Here is a 15,072-nt window from a genome sequence, read left to right on the forward strand (position 1 = left end):
GCTCGGCCTCCTCAGCTGCTGAGCAGCACGCGGGCGGCCCGGGCAAGGAATCGGGGGTTGGTCAGGGCCTTCGGCGGCAGTTGCATGTTCACGACTCCCATGTACTGGGCGTTCACGGCGGAATCGCGGACGGACGCCTCGGCGAGCCGGTCGGCGACCCATTTCTGTACGCGGTAGCCGCGGGGGTACGGGCCGGTGACGTGGGGCTGCGCGAGGTCGGCGGCCGTGGAGAGCTGCCAGGCGCCTTCCACGACGGCTTCGGCGAGGCGGAAATAGGCCCAGGCCGGATCCCGCGGAGAGGGGGCGGAGCGCAGGTAGGCGCCGAGGGCGTTGGCCGCCAGCGCCGACAGCGTCAGGCCCTGGCCGTAGACCGGATTGACGCTGGCCAGCGCGTCTCCCACGACGACGAGGCCGCCCGGGAAGCGGTTCAGGCGGGAGTGCACCCGTCGGCGGCTTTCGACGAAGCGGTACGTCTTGACCTCGCCGATCATCTCGGAGACGTCCGCCACCGTCCGGATGGGGTCGACGCAGCGGCGCATCCGCCGGAGGAACTCCTCGCGGTCGGGCCCGGGACGGTGGTCGGCGTAGCCGGCCAGGACGACCGACCAGCGGTCGCCCTCCACCGCGGCCAGGGCACCGGGCTCCGTGAGCGTGGGCTGGTAGTCGCTGGCGGGCCCCGGGCTGGAGTGGGCGATGACCGTGCTGCCCAGCTCGTCGCCGCGGCGGAAGGCTGCGGTGGCGTATCCGAGGTCGATCCTCATGCGGTCGACAGGCGCCGTGTCCCAGCCGTGCTCGGCGAGCCAGTCCTCCAGCGGGCTGTTCCGTCCCATCGCGTCGACCACGAACTCGGCGTCGAACGTCTCACCGCCCTCGGCCTCGGGGGCCGCCGTGGTCACGCCGGCCACACCGTCACCCCGGAGCACGAGGCCGGTGGCCTGCGCCTGACAGAACCGCACGTTCTCGACGGCGGCGACCCGGCGCCGCAGGTGGCTCTCCAAAAACGGCCGGGTGGCCCCGAACATGCGCGCCTCTGCCACCGGGGCCTTCAGCCGCCCGTCCAGATAGAACCGCACGTCGTCTCCCTCGCCGAGGAGGGCGCCGCCCTTCACCAGCTCGTCGGTGATCCCGGGGAACCACCGCTCCAGCTGCGTGTGCCCCATGGCCAGCAGGGCATGGAGCTGGTGCCGCTGCGGGGTCCGACGACCGAGCCCGTCGTCCCCTATGAGGTCGGGCTCCATCACCACGACGTCCTCGGCGTAGTCGCTCAGCACCCGGGCGGCGAAGAGTCCGGCGTAGCTCCCGCCCATGACGATGGCCCGCTTCACGTGAACCCCCCACCTCAGCTCAACCGCCGAGTCCTCGAACGCTCGTTCGCTCGTTGCCGACGCGGTGCTTGGCACCGGCCGATCAGGACACTACCGCGCGCGCACCACGGATCTGCCGCGGGTCGAAGCCCTGGACCCGCAGCTCTGGCAGGTCCGCCCGATCACCCACCTGCGGCGCCCGAGCCGTTGACTGGACTCGATGCCCTTGCGTGCGACAGGGACGCCCACACGTCTACCGCGGAGCCATTTCCGCAGCTCGGGTATGCCGTAGTCCTTGCGAGCCGGTAGGCGTGCGAGCCGGTAGGCGTGCGAGCCGGTAGGCGTGCGATCCGATTGTGTCGTGTCCCAGTCAGCGCCGTACGACATCCGCCGGTCATCCACCGGTTGGGAGCTCAGGCAACGAGACCGGCCATTGGCCGAACCGCGCCCTCCTCGGGCACCTCACTCTTCCTGAGACTGCTGCTTCGGACGAGGGAGGGGCGCCATGGCAGCGGCACGGAAGCGTCGAGGAACAGCGGCTCGGAAGCGTCGAGAGAGACGACTCCGGGTCGGCGTCATCGCCGGGGTCGTGAGCGTCGTCGTGCTGGTGGTGGCCTTCTGGAGTGTGATCTGGCCCTGTCTCGTGAGTGCGCTCGTTCTCGGAGGCGTCGCCGGCGGTGGGTGGTGGTTGTGGCGCACCGATCGGTCCGTCCGGGGCGGTGATCGGCAGTGGCGGCATGACGAGGCCGTGAAGGCCGGCCACCGGACGCCGGCCGAGGTCGACGCGATGACGGGGACGGAGTTCGAGGACTTCGTCGTGGACCTGTGCCGGCGAGACGGATGCACCGGGGTTCGGCGGGTCGGCGGCTCTCACGACAACGGGGCCGACGTCCTGGGGGTCCTTCCCGATGGGCGGAGCATGGTGATCCAGTGCAAGCGGTACACGCCCAAGAGCAAGATCCCCAGCAGGGAGATCCGGGACCTGCTCGGCGCGAGGGTGCACTTCAAGGTCGACGTGGCGATCTTCGTGGCCACGACGTACTTCAGCGGGCCGGCTGAGAAGTTCGCCATGGAGAACGACATCCTCGCTGTCCACCGCGATCATCTCGGGCTGTGGAACAACGGGGCATCGCTGCTGTCACTCGGTGCGGTGAACGGCCTGGGACAAGGAGACCGACGGCATCGGGTGCGCTGGAAGGAAACATACGAGTAGGAGGTCCTCCCGGCGGGCGTAGCAGCTGGGAATCAGCAACTTGGACCATGTCCTATGTGGTGAGGCGATCCTTGGGGTCGTCATGGAGCGGGCACGTGGAGTGCGATTGTTCCGGACGGGCCGCGGAAGATCGCGAAGCCGTTGATCCCGCTCTCTCGGGTGCGGCCGCAGCGCGGCGGGACACAGGACACGTCTGATGAGACGCCGTGCGCCGCGATCATCTGCCTCCTGGTCGGCGAGGGCACCTGGGACGAGGCGGACCGGACCGTCCTGGAGGACAAGGTCCGCACGATCACCCGCGCAGGGTGGTGGATCGACCAGCGCGACCCGAAGGCACCGACCTCCCCGAACTGCTCGACGCCGCCACGAACGACGACACCGGCACCGAGAACCCGCACCGCTGACAGCCGCGCCCGCGACCTCCGCCCCGATGGGAAAACGCGCCTGCGGTGGATCTGGTGGACGCTCCTGGACCGGCCTTGCAACCGTGGCACACGGCGCCCGGCGATGGTCCGAGGACCAGGACCGGAGCCTCTTCCCCTTCTCCCGCTCGGCAGGTCCCGAGCGGCGAGCCCATCGGGCCGGATTCCCGAGGCGATCGGCGGGCACGGTGGTCCGCCCGGTCCTGCCGGGCGGACCACCGTGCCCCACGGCCGCGCGGGCGCTGCCGCCCGCGCCGCCTGTCGACTCAGATCCGGCCGCGTGCGAGACGGGTCAGGGGACCCGTCAGCGGACCGGTCAGGGGCTTGGCCGTGGACCGGCCGATGGCGAACGCGGCGCCGGCGACACCGGCGACGCCGGCCGCCGCACCGGCGGCCACGGCCTTGCGGTGCTTGACGGTCGTCCAGGCCGTGGCGGCCACGGTGGCCGCCTTGCCGACGTTGGCCGTCACCAGCTCCCGGCCGCTCTGGAGTCCGCCGGCCACCGCCCGGCCGGCGCGCTCCGTGGCCTCGCCGGCCGACTTCCCGGCGCTCCGCGCCCCTGCCGATCCGCTCGCCTTCTCCGCGGCGGAGGCGCGCTTCGCGGTCCGCCGCCGGGCCGCGGTGACGGTCTTGCCTCCGGCCGTCTTCTTGGCGTTCGCGGTATCGGAATTCTTGGTGTTGTCGCTCTCGTCAGTCATGACATTCCTCCTTGCCGTTCCGTGTGAAATGACACAGGTCCCTGGCCGACTCAGTCGCCGTTCCGGGGGAGCAGGGATCCCAGGGGCCCCAGATCCAGATTGAGGTCGTCCATCGACAGGCCGTACCTGTCGCAGAGTTCCTCCATGCGCTCCTGCAGGATCATCAAGGTCAGCCCGATGCGCTCCTCCTGGTCCTCCGTCAGGTCTCCTCGGTCGACCCGGTGCACGGCGGTGCGCTCCATCAGCTGCCGGAGCAGCTCGACGATGGTCAGGACGAGTTTGACGAGGTCCCGTTCCACCGTGTCCGGGTCCGTCCCCAGACGCCGGGCCACCGCGGAGACCTCGCTGTCCCGGCTCACCACGGCGCCGGCTCCTCTCCCGTGACGGACCGGATCACCGCGCGCAGGTTGATGTGGACCAGGTCGATGTCCGCGACGGACAGGACGAGGTCGCCGGTGAGCACCGCTCCCCCGTTCAGAAGCCGGTCCAGGAGGTCGATCAGGGCGACGGGCGGTCCGGTGAGGGAATCGGCGGCGGTGACGTCGCCGCCTGCGATCCGCGTGCCGTTCATCGCTCCCCACCCTCCTCCGTCCCGTACCGGTCCCCCTCGGTCACCGTGGCGAACGAGTACGGGGCCCACGGGCCCGTCACCTCGACGCGCACGCCCGGGGTGGCGTCGGCGGACCCACCGAGCGCGGTCATGAACCGGCCGGCTTCGCCCACGGGCACGAGATACGCCTCGTTCGCGATGTTCTCCCCCCGGGCGGGGGCCAGTCCGCCCTGCTGCGGCCGGTGGACGACCCGCGCGCGGGAGAGCCCCTCCGCCACCCGGGCCGCCTCCTCGGCGACACCCGCGGCGGCACGGTAGAGATCCTGGGTGCTGCGGCGCTGAGCCCGGCGCCGCTGGAGGTAGGCGCGCCCGGGGCTCTCCGCAACCACCTCCGCCTCCGGCGGTGCCGCCACGCCCGCGTCCGCGTACACCTTCACGCCGAGTTCCACATGGCCGTCCAGGCGGGCCAGCAGGTCCAGGAAGCGGACGCGTCCTGCGGTGAGCATCCCGGCCACCCGGGCATCGTCCAGGTACACGGTCGCCAGCCGCAGGGGCAGGACGGTCGCCCCCGCGAACACGGCGTCGACCACCGCGTGGTGAGCCCGTGCGACCGCCTCCAGTCTGGCCATGTCCTCCAGCTGCGTGCGCAGCCCCTGTTCCCCGAACGCATCGGACGGAACGGAGGACACCACCGCCGCGAGGCCGGCGGATTCGACCAGCCGCAGAGCCCCTCCGTCGACACCGGCGAGGCGGGCGACGGCATCCCGCAGGGCGGGCTCGTCGACACGGCCGAGGGCGTAGACGTACGACATCTCCTCAGCGGCGTCGAGGGGCTCGTCCGTCCGGCGGGGCCGCGAGTCGGGGTTCACCGTGTCTCCTCCTCTTCCTCCTGCCGGGGAGCATGCGCCGCGTCGGACGAGTGGCCGGATATTCCGGCCGCCGCCTTCAGCTGGGCCAGCTCGGCCCGCAGCCGCTCGTTCTCCTCGGCCGGTGACTCGCCCCCGGCGGCCGGAGCGCCCGCCACGGACCCGGCGGGTCTGGCCCGGGAGGAGAGCGAGGGATCGTGCTCCCACCAGTCGATGCCCATCTCCTTCGCCTTGTCGACGGACGCGACCAGGAGGCGCAGCTTGATCGTCAGCAGTTCGATGTCGAGCAGGTTGATCTGGATGTCGCCCGCGATGACGATGCCCTTGTCGAGCACCCTCTCGAGGATGTCCGCGAGGTTCGCGGACGGGCCCTGCGCCCCGTAAGCCGGTGCGGCTCGCGGAGAGCCCGGCATGCGGCCGGCCAGTGAATCGGACACGATGTCTCCCCTGTCCTGTGCTGCGGTGTCGGTCAGCGAGCGGAGGCCGCGGTGCGACGCCGGGAGCGACGGGCGGGCCCGGGCTCCTCGTCAGGCTCGTCGGGGAGCTCGTCGTCCTCCTCGGCCTCGCTCTCGTCGATGTACTCGTCGTCGGGCTCTTCGTCGTCGGGCTCGTCGCCTTCGGGCTCTTCGTCGTCGGGCTCGTCGCCTTCGGGCTCTTCGTCGTCGGGCTCTTCGTCGTCGGGCTCTTCGCCTTCGGGCTCTTCGTACTCGGCCGCCGCGTCGTCACCCGTCTCGTACTCGTCCGCCGCGTCCTCGTCGGCGTCACCGGACTCGCCCGATTCATCGGGGTCGTCCGGGTCGTCGGCGTCCTCGAAGTCGTCCTCGAAGTCGTCCTCGAGGCCGTCCTCGGCGCCGGTCTCCTCCTGCTCTTCGGCGGCTTCCCGCTCCTCCTCGATCGCCTCGTCGTGCCCGACCACGACCTCGCCGTCGCGGATCTCCCCGCGCCAGCCGTCCGTGGCCTCGCCGCGCATCATGATGAACTTGCGGTAGAGCTTGAGGTCGAGTCGCGCCCGACGCCCCTGGGCGCGCCAGATGTTGCCGGTCTTCTCGAAGAGCCCTTTCGGGAAGTATTCGAGCACCAACAGCACTCGTGTGAGGTCGTCGGTGAGGGGGTGGAAGGTCACCACCCCCTTGACGGTGCCCTTGGCGCCCTCCGTGGTCCACATGATGCGCTCGTCCGGCACCTGCTCCGTGACGTTCGCCTGCCAGCTCCGCGTGGACTTGGCGACCTTCACCTTCCAGTTGCTCGTCGTGTCGTCGGCCTTCTCGACGCTCACGACGCCCTTGGCGAAGGTGCTGAACTCCTGGAACTGCGTCCACTGGTCGTACGCCTCGCGCACGGGCACGCCGACGTCGATGTCCTCGACGATCGTCACGCTCCGGGCCTTGCCGCCACCCGACTTGCGGCCCTTGCCGAACAGGCCCTTGACCTTGTCCTTCACGGTGTCCTTGAGGTGGGAGACGCCGGCGGTCACGGCCGCCTGCGCGGGCGACCTGCCCTCGCGGAGGGCCTGGCCGCCCTTGGCCAGGCTCTCGACCGCACCGCCCGTGCCCGCTCCGGGCTCCGCCAGCTTGGCGACGCCCTCGCCCAGGCGCTCTCCGAACCGTGTCACGGTGCGCTCGGCCCGGGCGCGCAGATAAGCGTGGAGCTCTTCCTTGAGCCGGTCGGTGGCGGGGTGGTCGGCCAACTCGCCCTTCAGCCTGCCCAGTGCCGAGTCACCCACGGTCACCACCGCCTCGGGTCCTGCGGCCGGCCGGGGTCGCGGTCTTCTTGGCGGCGGTCCGTTTGCGGGCCGTGGCGGCCGGCTTGCCCGTGCCGTCGGCGGGCTTCGCCCGCCCCGTGGCCTTCTTGGCGGGTGCCTGGCTCCGGGCGGCCCGCCTCGGCTTCCCCTTTTCGCCGTCGTCACGCTCGTCCGACGCATCAGGCTCGTCCCGCTCCTCCGGGTCGTCCTCAGGGGCCTCCTCGTCCCGCTCGTCCCCGAGGGCCTCGCCGGACCCGCCGAGAGCCCGTGTGCGCCGGTTCAGGGAGTCGGCGAGACCTTCCGCCCGCTTGGTGAGCGCCTCCGTCGCCGCGGACTTCGTGGCCTCCACCAGCTCCTTGCGCACCTGGTCGTTCAGGCCGCCGACGAGCGGCGACGCGGCCAGGGCCCGGCCGATCCGACGGGGGTCGAGGTCGAGTCGTCTGCCGGCGAGGAACAGACCGAATCCCAGGGCCAGTCTGGCCTTTCTGGTCCTTCCCAGCAGGTATCCCCCTACCAGGGCCGCGCCTATCCTGACGTTCTTCGTCATCTCCTGTGCACCTCGTCCTCCCCCGGTCGGTGGTCCGTCGTCGGCATGGACTCAGCGTCCGTTCCGCGAGCCCTGCCAGTAGTCCTCGGCCTCTTCGAGCCGGTCGAGGAGCTCGTCCTCGCGGCGGTCGAACTCGTCGGCGTCGATGCGGCCGCTCGTCAGCTCCTGTTCGAGCGCCGCCAGCTCCCCGCGCACCCGCTCGGGGTCGTAGTGCTCCCGCTCCGCGGCGAGGATCACCTGGTCGAGTACCCAGGCGGTGCCGCGGACGGGAGCCAGCGGGAGGGTCAGAACGCCGGTGATGAGGCCCATGTCCGCTCCCTCAGACGAAGCTGTACGGCGGCAGAGGGCCCGTGAGGGTGAAGTCGTACGCGTCCCCGCGCCGGTCGGCCTCGGCCCGCACGGCCCGGACGAACTCGTCCGTGTGCTCGGCCGGGACCAGGAACGAGGCGTTGAGGAAGTGGTTGCCGCCGACGTCGGCGACGGAGGAACGGGTGGCCGCCTCGCCCAGCCGGGTCACGATCTCCTCGGCCTCCCGTTCGCCCCGGGCCGCGACCTCGCGCGAGACGAGCTCCCCCAGCGCGACCCGGTCCTCGTGGGTGCCGGAGCCGCCGCGGGTGCGCTCGTTGAGCTCCCGGGCCTGCGCGGAGTCGGCGAGGACCGCGCGGAGCATGTCGTCCTCGTCCCTGCCGGCCTTGAGGTGGTACTCGACGTGGCCGTCGAGCTCGGCGAGCCGCTGCCGGTACGCCGGTCCCTCGTGGTCCAGGACTTCGGCGACGCGCTCGTCGTCGGGGCCGAGCAGGCCGAAGCGCATCGGCAGGGTCGCTCCGTCGGACATGAGCGACTCCAGGACGTTCTGATGGGCCATGACGTCGCGACGCTTGGCGCGCAGGCCGGGAGGCGCGTCGCTCACGACGGCCGTCAGGGTGTCGGTGCGGACGGTGCGCAGCGGTGACGGCGGATCGCCGACTCCTCGCAGACCGTCCAGGCGCAGGGGGTGCGTGGCGTCGGTGATGGCGTAGACGTACGTGGGCAACGGGTCACTCCTCTCGCTTCCGGGCCGTCTGGCGGCCGGTCGTCGACTTGCGGGCCGGGCGCTTGCCGGACTCCTCCTCGGACTCGTCGCGCTTGCCCTGCAGCGTGTCCGTGAAGGCCTCCACGGCGCCGCTCAGCGCTCCTTTGGACTTGCCCTTGGCGCCGCTCTCGGTCATCTCGCCGACGATGTCGGTGAGCTGGGTGGGCGCCTTGCGTCCGGATTCCAGGTCGAGGCGGTTGCACGCCTCCGCGAACCGCAGGTACGTGTCGACGCTGGCGACGACCACCCGGACGTCGACCTTGAGGATTTCGATGCCGACCAGGGAGACGCGGACGAACGCGTCGATCACGAGGCCCCGGTCAAGGATGAGTTCGAGAACGTCGTAGAGATTTCCCGAACCACTTCCACTGGTGGTGGGATTGCTCTGCTGAACGAGTGTCACGATGAATCTCCTTCCGGTGATCGCACGGGGCCGGCGACGGCCGGGAACCCGCGGGTCACCCTCTGGTTTCAGCGGCGGTCGATCTGCCCCCTCGCGTAACGGCGAACGCGTTCGTAGGCGACGAGTCGCCCTTCGGCGTCGAGTTCGACGTGATAGGTCGCCATGACGCTCATGGTGTCGGGGACCTTCGCGAGTTCGACCACTTCCACGTCCGCGGACCAGCCCTCTCCGGTGCCCTTCACCGCCGATACGGATCCCGGCTCGCACTGGAGCAGGTCCGCGAGCTGGCCGGAGGCGCGGCGCATGACGGTGGCGATGTCGCAGCGCCCGCCGGCGGCGGCGTCGGCCGTTCCGCTTTTCCTGTCGTCGGTCATGTTCCTGATCTCGCCTTCGTACCTCTGGAAACCGGTCGGGGAAACACCCCGACCGCCGAGTGCGCCTGCGGTTCGCGTGCCCCTGCGATCCGAACGTATGCGTGATCGCGGCCGATTCGCCGAACGGGAGGTGACACCTCACTGCTTTTGCTCCCGCGGTCTCACGACTTCCACTCCCGTGGTTTCCGCGCTCGAATGCCCCGCCTTTGCGCGGGTAGGCGGGCGCGGAACCCATCGGGCCTCGGCGAAAGGGAAGTTGTGACGATTTCGGGATTCCTCAGCGCCCTGGTCATCGGCGTCGCGGTCGGCCTGCTGGGCCGTCTCGTCCTGCCCGGCAGACAACACATAGGCGTCCTTTGGACGCTTGTCGTGGGAATCGCCGCGGCGCTGGTCGGATCGTTGGTCACGGCGCTCCTGGGCCTGTCGGACACCCGTGGCGTCGACTGGACGGAGTGCCTGGTCCAGGTCGCGCTCTCCGCACTCGGGGTGGCGGCCCTGGACCGCGTCCTGGGCGACGTCCGCCCTCCCGGGCGCTGAGGCCCGCAGCTCGTTCAGTCAGCCTCGGGCGGGGCGTCGGCCCGTACGTGGGGCATGGGGCGGCTGGGGACCGGGTACGGCTCGTCGGGCGGGCACGCGGACGGGGTGACGCGTACGGTCGACGGTCCCGCCCACCCGTAGCCTTCCACTTCCCGTACAGGACCGGATCGTCCGTCAGGGACTCGCCCACGTCACCCAGCACACCACGCACACCAAACAGACCGAGCAGACCGCCCACGGCTTTTTCGGCCGCATCAGCAACCGATGACCGCCCGGCTCGGGTCGCTCCGGCCGGCTCTCGTTCCCCGCCCCGTGGCGGCCGGCAGGACGAGAGCGGGACAGGCCGCCCGGCACCGGCCCCAGCCCCGGCACCACCGCCCCGTCACGGAGGAACACACTCAGCCATGCAGACCGGGCCGAACCACGCCCTCGAACTCCCGGCCTCGAAGCCGTACCCGGAGAACAACGCGCGGGCCCGCCTGGCCGCCGCCGGTGCCCGGTGGAGCCGCGCCCGAGACCGGGGTGGTGTCCTGCATGGCGCGTGGGAGGACATCCGCCGCGACCGTCCACACCCCGTGGCGGACCACTGGTCCGTTCGGCCTGATCGGAAGATTCCCGCGCATCAGTGACGCCCGCGCCCCGTGGACCTTGTGGGGCCTTCCGGCATCTGGGTCGTGGTCCGCCTCCCCGGTCGGCGGCCGCCTCCTGGCCGCCACACTCGCCACCGTCATCGGGATACTCGCAGCATCCTCGCCCTGCGCGGCCCGACCTTCCGCCCCGTCATTCACCACCACGTTCCGGCTGTGCCGGTGTTCAGCTCGGAGCTCCACCTCCACGCCATCCTGCCCGCGCCCACGCCGCCCGGCGACGACACCCCGGACCCGACCGTGCACCGCTTCCCCAACCGCTGTCCCATCCCGGTCGCCCCGTCCGGTCCTCGGCCCCCTCCAGGCGTGCGCGAGGGCCGGGCGGACCGACCGGCCACCCGCTTTCGCCCACGCCCCGTCGACCGTCCCTTTGCCGGCGGGGCGTGACGCTGCCCGTCCTTACCCCTGTCCGAGGACACGCCGCGCTCATCCCCCGTCCGTGCCGCCGGATCGGCCGGCCCCGCCCGCAGCGTCCCGGCTCTCACCGTCCCCGTCGTCCCGCCTGCTTTCCGGTAACCGGGTCCGGGGATGGGCGCCCGCGCCGGGGGCTTGGTCGCCATGGACCTGCATGACCCCGGCGACAACCCGTTTCCGGCCTTCCGGTGGCGGCAGGCCGGCTCCGGGTGATGAGGATCTGTGAAATCGGCCAGTGCTGCTCTTCGCTCCCCGCTTGATTACCGTAGGCACCGATGGCCGGATCCGCCCGTGCTGTGTCGGCTTCTTCTGGAGTCGTTTGGCGGCCGGCCGCGTGAACGAGGTCAGCGACTTTGATGTCACTCAAGCGCTGCAGGGCGCATGGCGAGGCGCGGAGGCGGGAGTCCTGCGTCACGGCCGGCCCTTGCGGACCGTGTCCGCACCTGCGCGACGCAGCACCGTCACCAGCCTCCCGAAGGCGCGCGGACTCAGCCCGGAGAACGGGGCTATCCAGGACGGCTCCGACGCCGTGATCACACCAGCCACATCGAGATCATCTCGCCCATGCGACCTCTTCTGCTCGGGCCGGTGGTCGAGAATCCTGCCATGAGCGAAGGTGACCGTCGCGAGGCATCCACACGTACATTCCTTGCATGCGCAGCCGAAGTGGCCCGCCTGCTGGACCTTGAGGCTGCGGCCGACGTGTCCGAAGACCGACGTGGGCGGCACCTGGCCGGAGCCGCACGAAGGCCACTGCTGGAACGCGCCACCCTTTCTGAGGAGTTTTTCGAGCCACTGATGGCCGCTGCTGTCTACGACCCGGAACCAAGCTTCTGTCGCTGGTTCGTCGAGCCGGCGCTCTACGCATTCGGGCGCCGCAGGGTCATGACAGCACTGCTCGGCTACCTCCGCACGGGCACGATCGCAGAGATAGCCGGTGCCCGCCGGGCCTGGTACTGCGCACATCTGCCACTACGCGCTGACCGGTCACCAGCCTACGCGCCCAGCGGAAGTCGCGATCCTGCCCTGGATGAAGTGGACGACGTGGTGGATCAGTGGCGGAAGTCGTCCAGCACCCAGCAGCGTGATCACAGAGCCTCAGTGAGCCACGACCAAGCCTGAGACCCTCGTGGCCAGAGGACCGTGGCGCAACTCCTCGGGTTTACGGGACAACCCTTAGCCACGGTCATGCCACGCGCCCGACCAACCTCGCCTCGTGCCCCGCGCCCGTAGGGTGCGCATTCGCGGAGATCATTTGCCGTGACCGTTGTCGGGCGAACGGCTTTACGCTCCAGCCCCCTAACTCGATCTTTAACGTCTGCGTCGTTGGCCAGCCGCTGAAGAGGGCCGAGACGACGTGAAGCCGCGTGGGATCTTTTCGGCATGCGCCTGGTAGCTGACGGAGCCACCCCGACCTCCCGGTCGGTATTGGTGAGGGGCCTTGAGACTGGCGACGGGTATGCCTTCGAGCTGGCGAGCCCGCTCTTCCTGGCCACCGGCGAACGAATCGCTTTCGAAGGCGACAGGCTTGTCGTCGTGCGGGCCAGTGGAGAGCGGCTCTGGCCAGCTGGCGACTGGTCCACTCGTTGCGGGCCCGGGTCTCTGCACCGCCGGTAGAAGCTGTTCCTCGAACGGTGCGTCGTACTTGATCACCCGGTTCGGCATCCGCCCTACACGGAAGCGGCCTTCGTCTGAACATGTGCTCCGACCAAGGAAAACACACGTCCAGCACGACTGGCGGGCGAACACCGCCGCGGTCACGGAGGGCTCTACGCCGCCCTCGCCCAGGGCCGGGTCGACGCGGACCGGCTGCGACACATCCTGGCCTCGATGCCGCTGCCGAGGGCCGCCGACGGCCGGCTGGTCCTCGCCGTCGACGCCACCTGCGGGCTGCGGCCGGACGCCCACACCTCACACAGCGGATCCTCTGCCACACCTACGGCCGGGGCAAGGACCAGCACGTCCCCGTGCCCGGCTGGCCCTACTCGATCGTCTGCGCACTGGAACCCGGCCGCAGCTCGTGGACCGCACCCCTGGATGCCCTGCGTCTGGCACCTGGGGACGACACCGCCACCGTCACCGCCCGGAAGCTGCGTGACCTGGTCGAGCGACTGACCACCGCAGGTCAGCGGCAGACCGGTACCCCGGACGTCCTCGTCATCGCGGACGCCGGATACGACGCACCCCGTCTGGCCCACCTCCTGCGGGACCTGCCCGTGCAGGTCCCGGCCCGGATGCGGTCGGACCGTGTCCTGCGCCGGCCGGCCCCGCCGCGGAAGCCTCACACCCGGGGTCGACCGGCCCGGCACTGCGGCGAGTTCGTCTTCGGGCAGCCCGACACCCGGGGCACCCCGGACACTCGATCGAGCACCTGCCCAGCGGTGCCACCCCGAAGCCGGTCCGGCTGTGGTGGTCAGGCACCGACGCAGATGCAGCGGACCCCAACCGGCTCCGGCAGGCACACCTGCGGCGCTTCGACATCGAGCACACCTTCCGCCTGTTCAAGCAGACCCTCGGCTGGGCCCGCCTGAAGATCCGCACCCCCGGGGCGGCCGGCCGCTGGACCTTGCTGGTCCTCGCCGCCTACACCTGTCGGCGTACGAGTTCATATGCAGAGCTGAGTACGGGGTCGTGTGCAGAGTTCTGCGGTGGGCCACTTGATCAGCAAGGGGATTTGTGCTGATCGCTCGAATGGGCGCCGCTCTGCTGCGATGATGTGATCATGGCGATTGACTCAGTGGTTCTGCGACGGCGTGTGGACGACCTCGAATCGGCCGCGCTTTTCTATGAGGAGCTGACTGGCGAGTCGGCAGTCCGGTTTGAGTTCGCGGGGCTGAAGCTGGCCAGCACGGGCCCCTTTCTCCTATTCACTGGGCCGGGGGAGGTCGCGGAGCGGTTCGCCGGGGTGGCAGCCACCTTGTCCGTCCCGGACTTGGACTCCGCGGTCGCGGCCTGCGAGGCGGCGGGCGCTGAGGTGATCGCCGCTCCTGCGGTCACGCCGAACGGACGTCGGGCGGTCTTGCGGCACCCGGACGGAGGCGTTTTCGAGTACGTCAGTCGGTGACCCGGAAGACAGCGCGTTGGTAGCGGTTCGCCAGTTCCTGTCGGAAACGTGCATCACCGCGAGACCGGATCCGTTGCGGCTCAGGCTTCGCGGTGATGGGTGAGGGTCGCTCAGGTGGCGGTGATGGCCATGTCTTTCAGTGCGGTGATGTGGCTCTTCAGCCGGTGGCTGTTGCCGTTGATCGGGACGATGTGGCAGTGGCGATGTGTGTCTTGCCGACCCCCGGCGGGCCGAGCAGGGCAGCGTTGGCCTTGTTCTGGACGAATGTGAGGGTGGCCAGGTCCTTGATCTTTCGGGGACCGAGGTCGGGCTGGAACGAGAAGTCGTACTCGTCCAGCGTCTTGTGGTGCGGCAGCTTCGACAGCCGCAGCCCCTGGTGGAAGCGGCGGTCCTCGCGGATCGCGAGCTCTTCGGAGAGTGTCAGGTCCGGCAGGTCGAGGCAGCCCGTCTTAGCGGCGTCCGTGCGGTTGACGAGGTGGTCGAGACTGCAGGCGAGGTGGGGCAGGCCCAGTTCGGCCGCGGTGGCCCGGATCCGGTCGGTGACCAACCCGCTCACGCGTACTCCTTCGAATGACAGACCGAGCTCATGCGGTGACCTTGCTGCCCACCGGATTCTTCGCGGCCGGTGGGACGATGGGAGTGACGGAGGTCAGCGACTCGTAGACGGCCAGCGTGCGGCGGCTGACCGTGACCTGGGCCGTCGGGGTGCGGGCCAGCCAGTCGCTCGGGGTCCCGCTGTCGGCTGCGGCGGTCTGCGGCGCCGCGGGTTCGGGGGCGGTGGTGGTGACGGCCCGCGTGTGCCCGTCGGGCAGCCCATCCCAGTGGGTCTCGTCCACGACCCACGAGCCGCGGATCTTCGCCCGGGGACGGACGGCCAGAAGCGTGGAGCCGGAGGTGTCCGCGGCCAGTAGGCGCAGCGAGGGGGTATCGACTCCGGCGCGGACCTCGACCAGCTGCCGCGGCCTGACCCGGCGGACGGGCAACGAATACAGGCCAGCCTTGAAGGCAACCAGGCAGTCCCTGCCGACAAACGGCAGATGCCTGTCGGCGACCACATACGGCCGCCTCGGCAACGGGCGGAGGGCAGCGTGGTCGCGGCGGGCCCGGACTCCGATCACCTCGCCATGGGTGCGGCGCACGCGGGCCAGGCGGATCGGCACCCAGGCGGCGACCCCGCCCCCGCCCGGAAGCGCTCGTGGGCCTCGGGGAAGAAGCGGCCC

General features: G+C 70.6%; 16 protein-coding genes and 6 pseudogenes. 6 read left to right on the plus strand and 16 right to left on the minus strand.

Features of this window, described 5'->3' with window-relative positions; translation table 11 throughout:
- Positions 1 to 11: 11 nt before the first annotated feature.
- Together K7G60_RS22560 and K7G60_RS22565 are read right to left on the minus strand one after the other, a co-directional pair.
- Positions 12 to 1,325, minus strand: coding sequence for an FAD-dependent monooxygenase (locus K7G60_RS22560; protein ID WP_225802741.1), 1,314 nt, complete (start codon positions 1,323 to 1,325; stop codon positions 12 to 14).
- 150 nt (positions 1,326 to 1,475) lie between these two features.
- Positions 1,476 to 1,595: pseudogene (locus K7G60_RS22565) on the minus strand (IS5/IS1182 family transposase); the annotation flags it as partial.
- A 214-nt stretch (positions 1,596 to 1,809) separates the two neighbouring features.
- On the opposite strand from K7G60_RS22565, the gene K7G60_RS22570 reads away from it, so the two are divergent.
- Positions 1,810 to 2,517 (plus strand): restriction endonuclease, encoded by a 708-nt coding sequence (locus tag K7G60_RS22570; protein ID WP_225802742.1) that lies wholly within the window; start codon positions 1,810 to 1,812, stop codon positions 2,515 to 2,517.
- Between the two features lie 105 nt (positions 2,518 to 2,622).
- A pseudogene (locus K7G60_RS22575) lies at positions 2,623 to 2,766 on the plus strand (IS5/IS1182 family transposase); the annotation flags it as partial.
- 439 nt (positions 2,767 to 3,205) lie between these two features.
- Here K7G60_RS22575 and K7G60_RS22580 read toward each other — a convergent pair.
- The 11 genes from K7G60_RS22580 to K7G60_RS22630 form a co-directional block, all read right to left on the minus strand.
- Complete coding sequence (locus tag K7G60_RS22580) at positions 3,206 to 3,637, minus strand: hypothetical protein (protein WP_225802743.1); 432 nt, start codon at positions 3,635 to 3,637, stop codon at positions 3,206 to 3,208.
- A 50-nt stretch (positions 3,638 to 3,687) separates the two neighbouring features.
- Entirely contained in the window at positions 3,688 to 3,996 is a 309-nt protein-coding gene (locus K7G60_RS22585) for a gas vesicle protein K (protein WP_374115664.1), read from the minus strand.
- On the minus strand, positions 3,993 to 4,208 hold the full coding sequence (locus tag K7G60_RS22590) for a gas vesicle protein (RefSeq protein WP_225802745.1): 216 nt from the start codon (positions 4,206 to 4,208) through the stop codon (positions 3,993 to 3,995). The genes K7G60_RS22585 and K7G60_RS22590 overlap by 4 nt, the downstream gene beginning before the upstream one ends.
- Positions 4,205 to 5,056 carry a GvpL/GvpF family gas vesicle protein gene (locus K7G60_RS22595; protein WP_225802746.1) on the minus strand — a complete coding sequence of 284 codons (852 nt, stop codon included), beginning with the start codon at positions 5,054 to 5,056 and terminating at the stop codon, positions 4,205 to 4,207. Before K7G60_RS22595 ends, K7G60_RS22590 begins: the two co-directional genes overlap by 4 nt.
- Entirely contained in the window at positions 5,053 to 5,490 is a 438-nt protein-coding gene (locus K7G60_RS22600; RefSeq protein ID WP_225802747.1) for a gas vesicle protein, read from the minus strand. Before K7G60_RS22600 ends, K7G60_RS22595 begins: the two co-directional genes overlap by 4 nt.
- A 32-nt stretch (positions 5,491 to 5,522) precedes the next feature.
- Positions 5,523 to 6,776: an SRPBCC family protein gene (locus K7G60_RS22605; protein ID WP_225802748.1), complete on the minus strand. Its 1,254-nt coding sequence runs from the start codon at positions 6,774 to 6,776 to the stop codon at positions 5,523 to 5,525.
- Positions 6,769 to 7,341 (minus strand): hypothetical protein, encoded by a 573-nt coding sequence (locus K7G60_RS22610; RefSeq protein WP_225802749.1) that lies wholly within the window; start codon positions 7,339 to 7,341, stop codon positions 6,769 to 6,771. The genes K7G60_RS22605 and K7G60_RS22610 overlap by 8 nt, the downstream gene beginning before the upstream one ends.
- A 51-nt stretch (positions 7,342 to 7,392) precedes the next feature.
- Positions 7,393 to 7,650: a gas vesicle protein GvpG gene (locus K7G60_RS22615; protein WP_225802750.1), complete on the minus strand. Its 258-nt coding sequence runs from the start codon at positions 7,648 to 7,650 to the stop codon at positions 7,393 to 7,395.
- Positions 7,651 to 7,660: 10 nt separating this feature from the next.
- The gene (locus K7G60_RS22620; protein ID WP_225802751.1) at positions 7,661 to 8,374 is read right to left on the minus strand and encodes a GvpL/GvpF family gas vesicle protein; all 714 of its coding nucleotides are present in this window, start codon (positions 8,372 to 8,374) and stop codon (positions 7,661 to 7,663) included.
- A gap of 4 nt (positions 8,375 to 8,378) precedes the next feature.
- Positions 8,379 to 8,816: a gas vesicle structural protein GvpA gene (locus K7G60_RS22625; protein WP_225802752.1), complete on the minus strand. Its 438-nt coding sequence runs from the start codon at positions 8,814 to 8,816 to the stop codon at positions 8,379 to 8,381.
- A gap of 68 nt (positions 8,817 to 8,884) precedes the next feature.
- Positions 8,885 to 9,190: a gas vesicle protein gene (locus tag K7G60_RS22630; protein WP_225802753.1), complete on the minus strand. Its 306-nt coding sequence runs from the start codon at positions 9,188 to 9,190 to the stop codon at positions 8,885 to 8,887.
- Between the two features lie 258 nt (positions 9,191 to 9,448).
- On the opposite strand from K7G60_RS22630, the gene K7G60_RS22635 reads away from it, so the two are divergent.
- On the plus strand, positions 9,449 to 9,727 hold the full coding sequence (locus K7G60_RS22635; RefSeq protein ID WP_225802754.1) for a GlsB/YeaQ/YmgE family stress response membrane protein: 279 nt from the start codon (positions 9,449 to 9,451) through the stop codon (positions 9,725 to 9,727).
- 1,475 nt (positions 9,728 to 11,202) lie between these two features.
- Here the strand turns inward: K7G60_RS22635 and K7G60_RS22640 are convergent.
- A pseudogene (locus K7G60_RS22640) lies at positions 11,203 to 11,334 on the minus strand (IS5/IS1182 family transposase); the annotation flags it as partial.
- A gap of 60 nt (positions 11,335 to 11,394) precedes the next feature.
- Here K7G60_RS22640 and K7G60_RS22645 point away from each other — a divergent pair.
- The 3 genes and pseudogenes from K7G60_RS22645 to K7G60_RS22655 all read left to right on the plus strand — a co-directional run bounded on the left by K7G60_RS22645 (position 11,395) and on the right by K7G60_RS22655 (position 13,852).
- On the plus strand, positions 11,395 to 11,910 hold the full coding sequence (locus K7G60_RS22645) for a hypothetical protein (RefSeq protein WP_225802755.1): 516 nt from the start codon (positions 11,395 to 11,397) through the stop codon (positions 11,908 to 11,910).
- Between the two features lie 612 nt (positions 11,911 to 12,522).
- A pseudogene (locus K7G60_RS22650) lies at positions 12,523 to 13,378 on the plus strand (transposase); the annotation flags it as partial.
- Between the two features lie 132 nt (positions 13,379 to 13,510).
- Complete coding sequence (locus tag K7G60_RS22655) at positions 13,511 to 13,852, plus strand: VOC family protein (RefSeq protein ID WP_225802756.1); 342 nt, start codon at positions 13,511 to 13,513, stop codon at positions 13,850 to 13,852.
- 193 nt (positions 13,853 to 14,045) lie between these two features.
- Here K7G60_RS22655 and K7G60_RS22660 read toward each other — a convergent pair.
- Positions 14,046 to 14,408: pseudogene (locus K7G60_RS22660) on the minus strand (ATP-binding protein); the annotation flags it as partial.
- A 28-nt stretch (positions 14,409 to 14,436) separates the two neighbouring features.
- Positions 14,437 to 15,072: pseudogene (locus K7G60_RS22665) on the minus strand (hypothetical protein); the annotation flags it as partial.

It is taken from the genome of Streptomyces sp. NK15101 (assembly GCF_020400725.1).
In the GTDB taxonomy this organism is placed as follows: domain Bacteria; phylum Actinomycetota; class Actinomycetes; order Streptomycetales; family Streptomycetaceae; genus Streptomyces.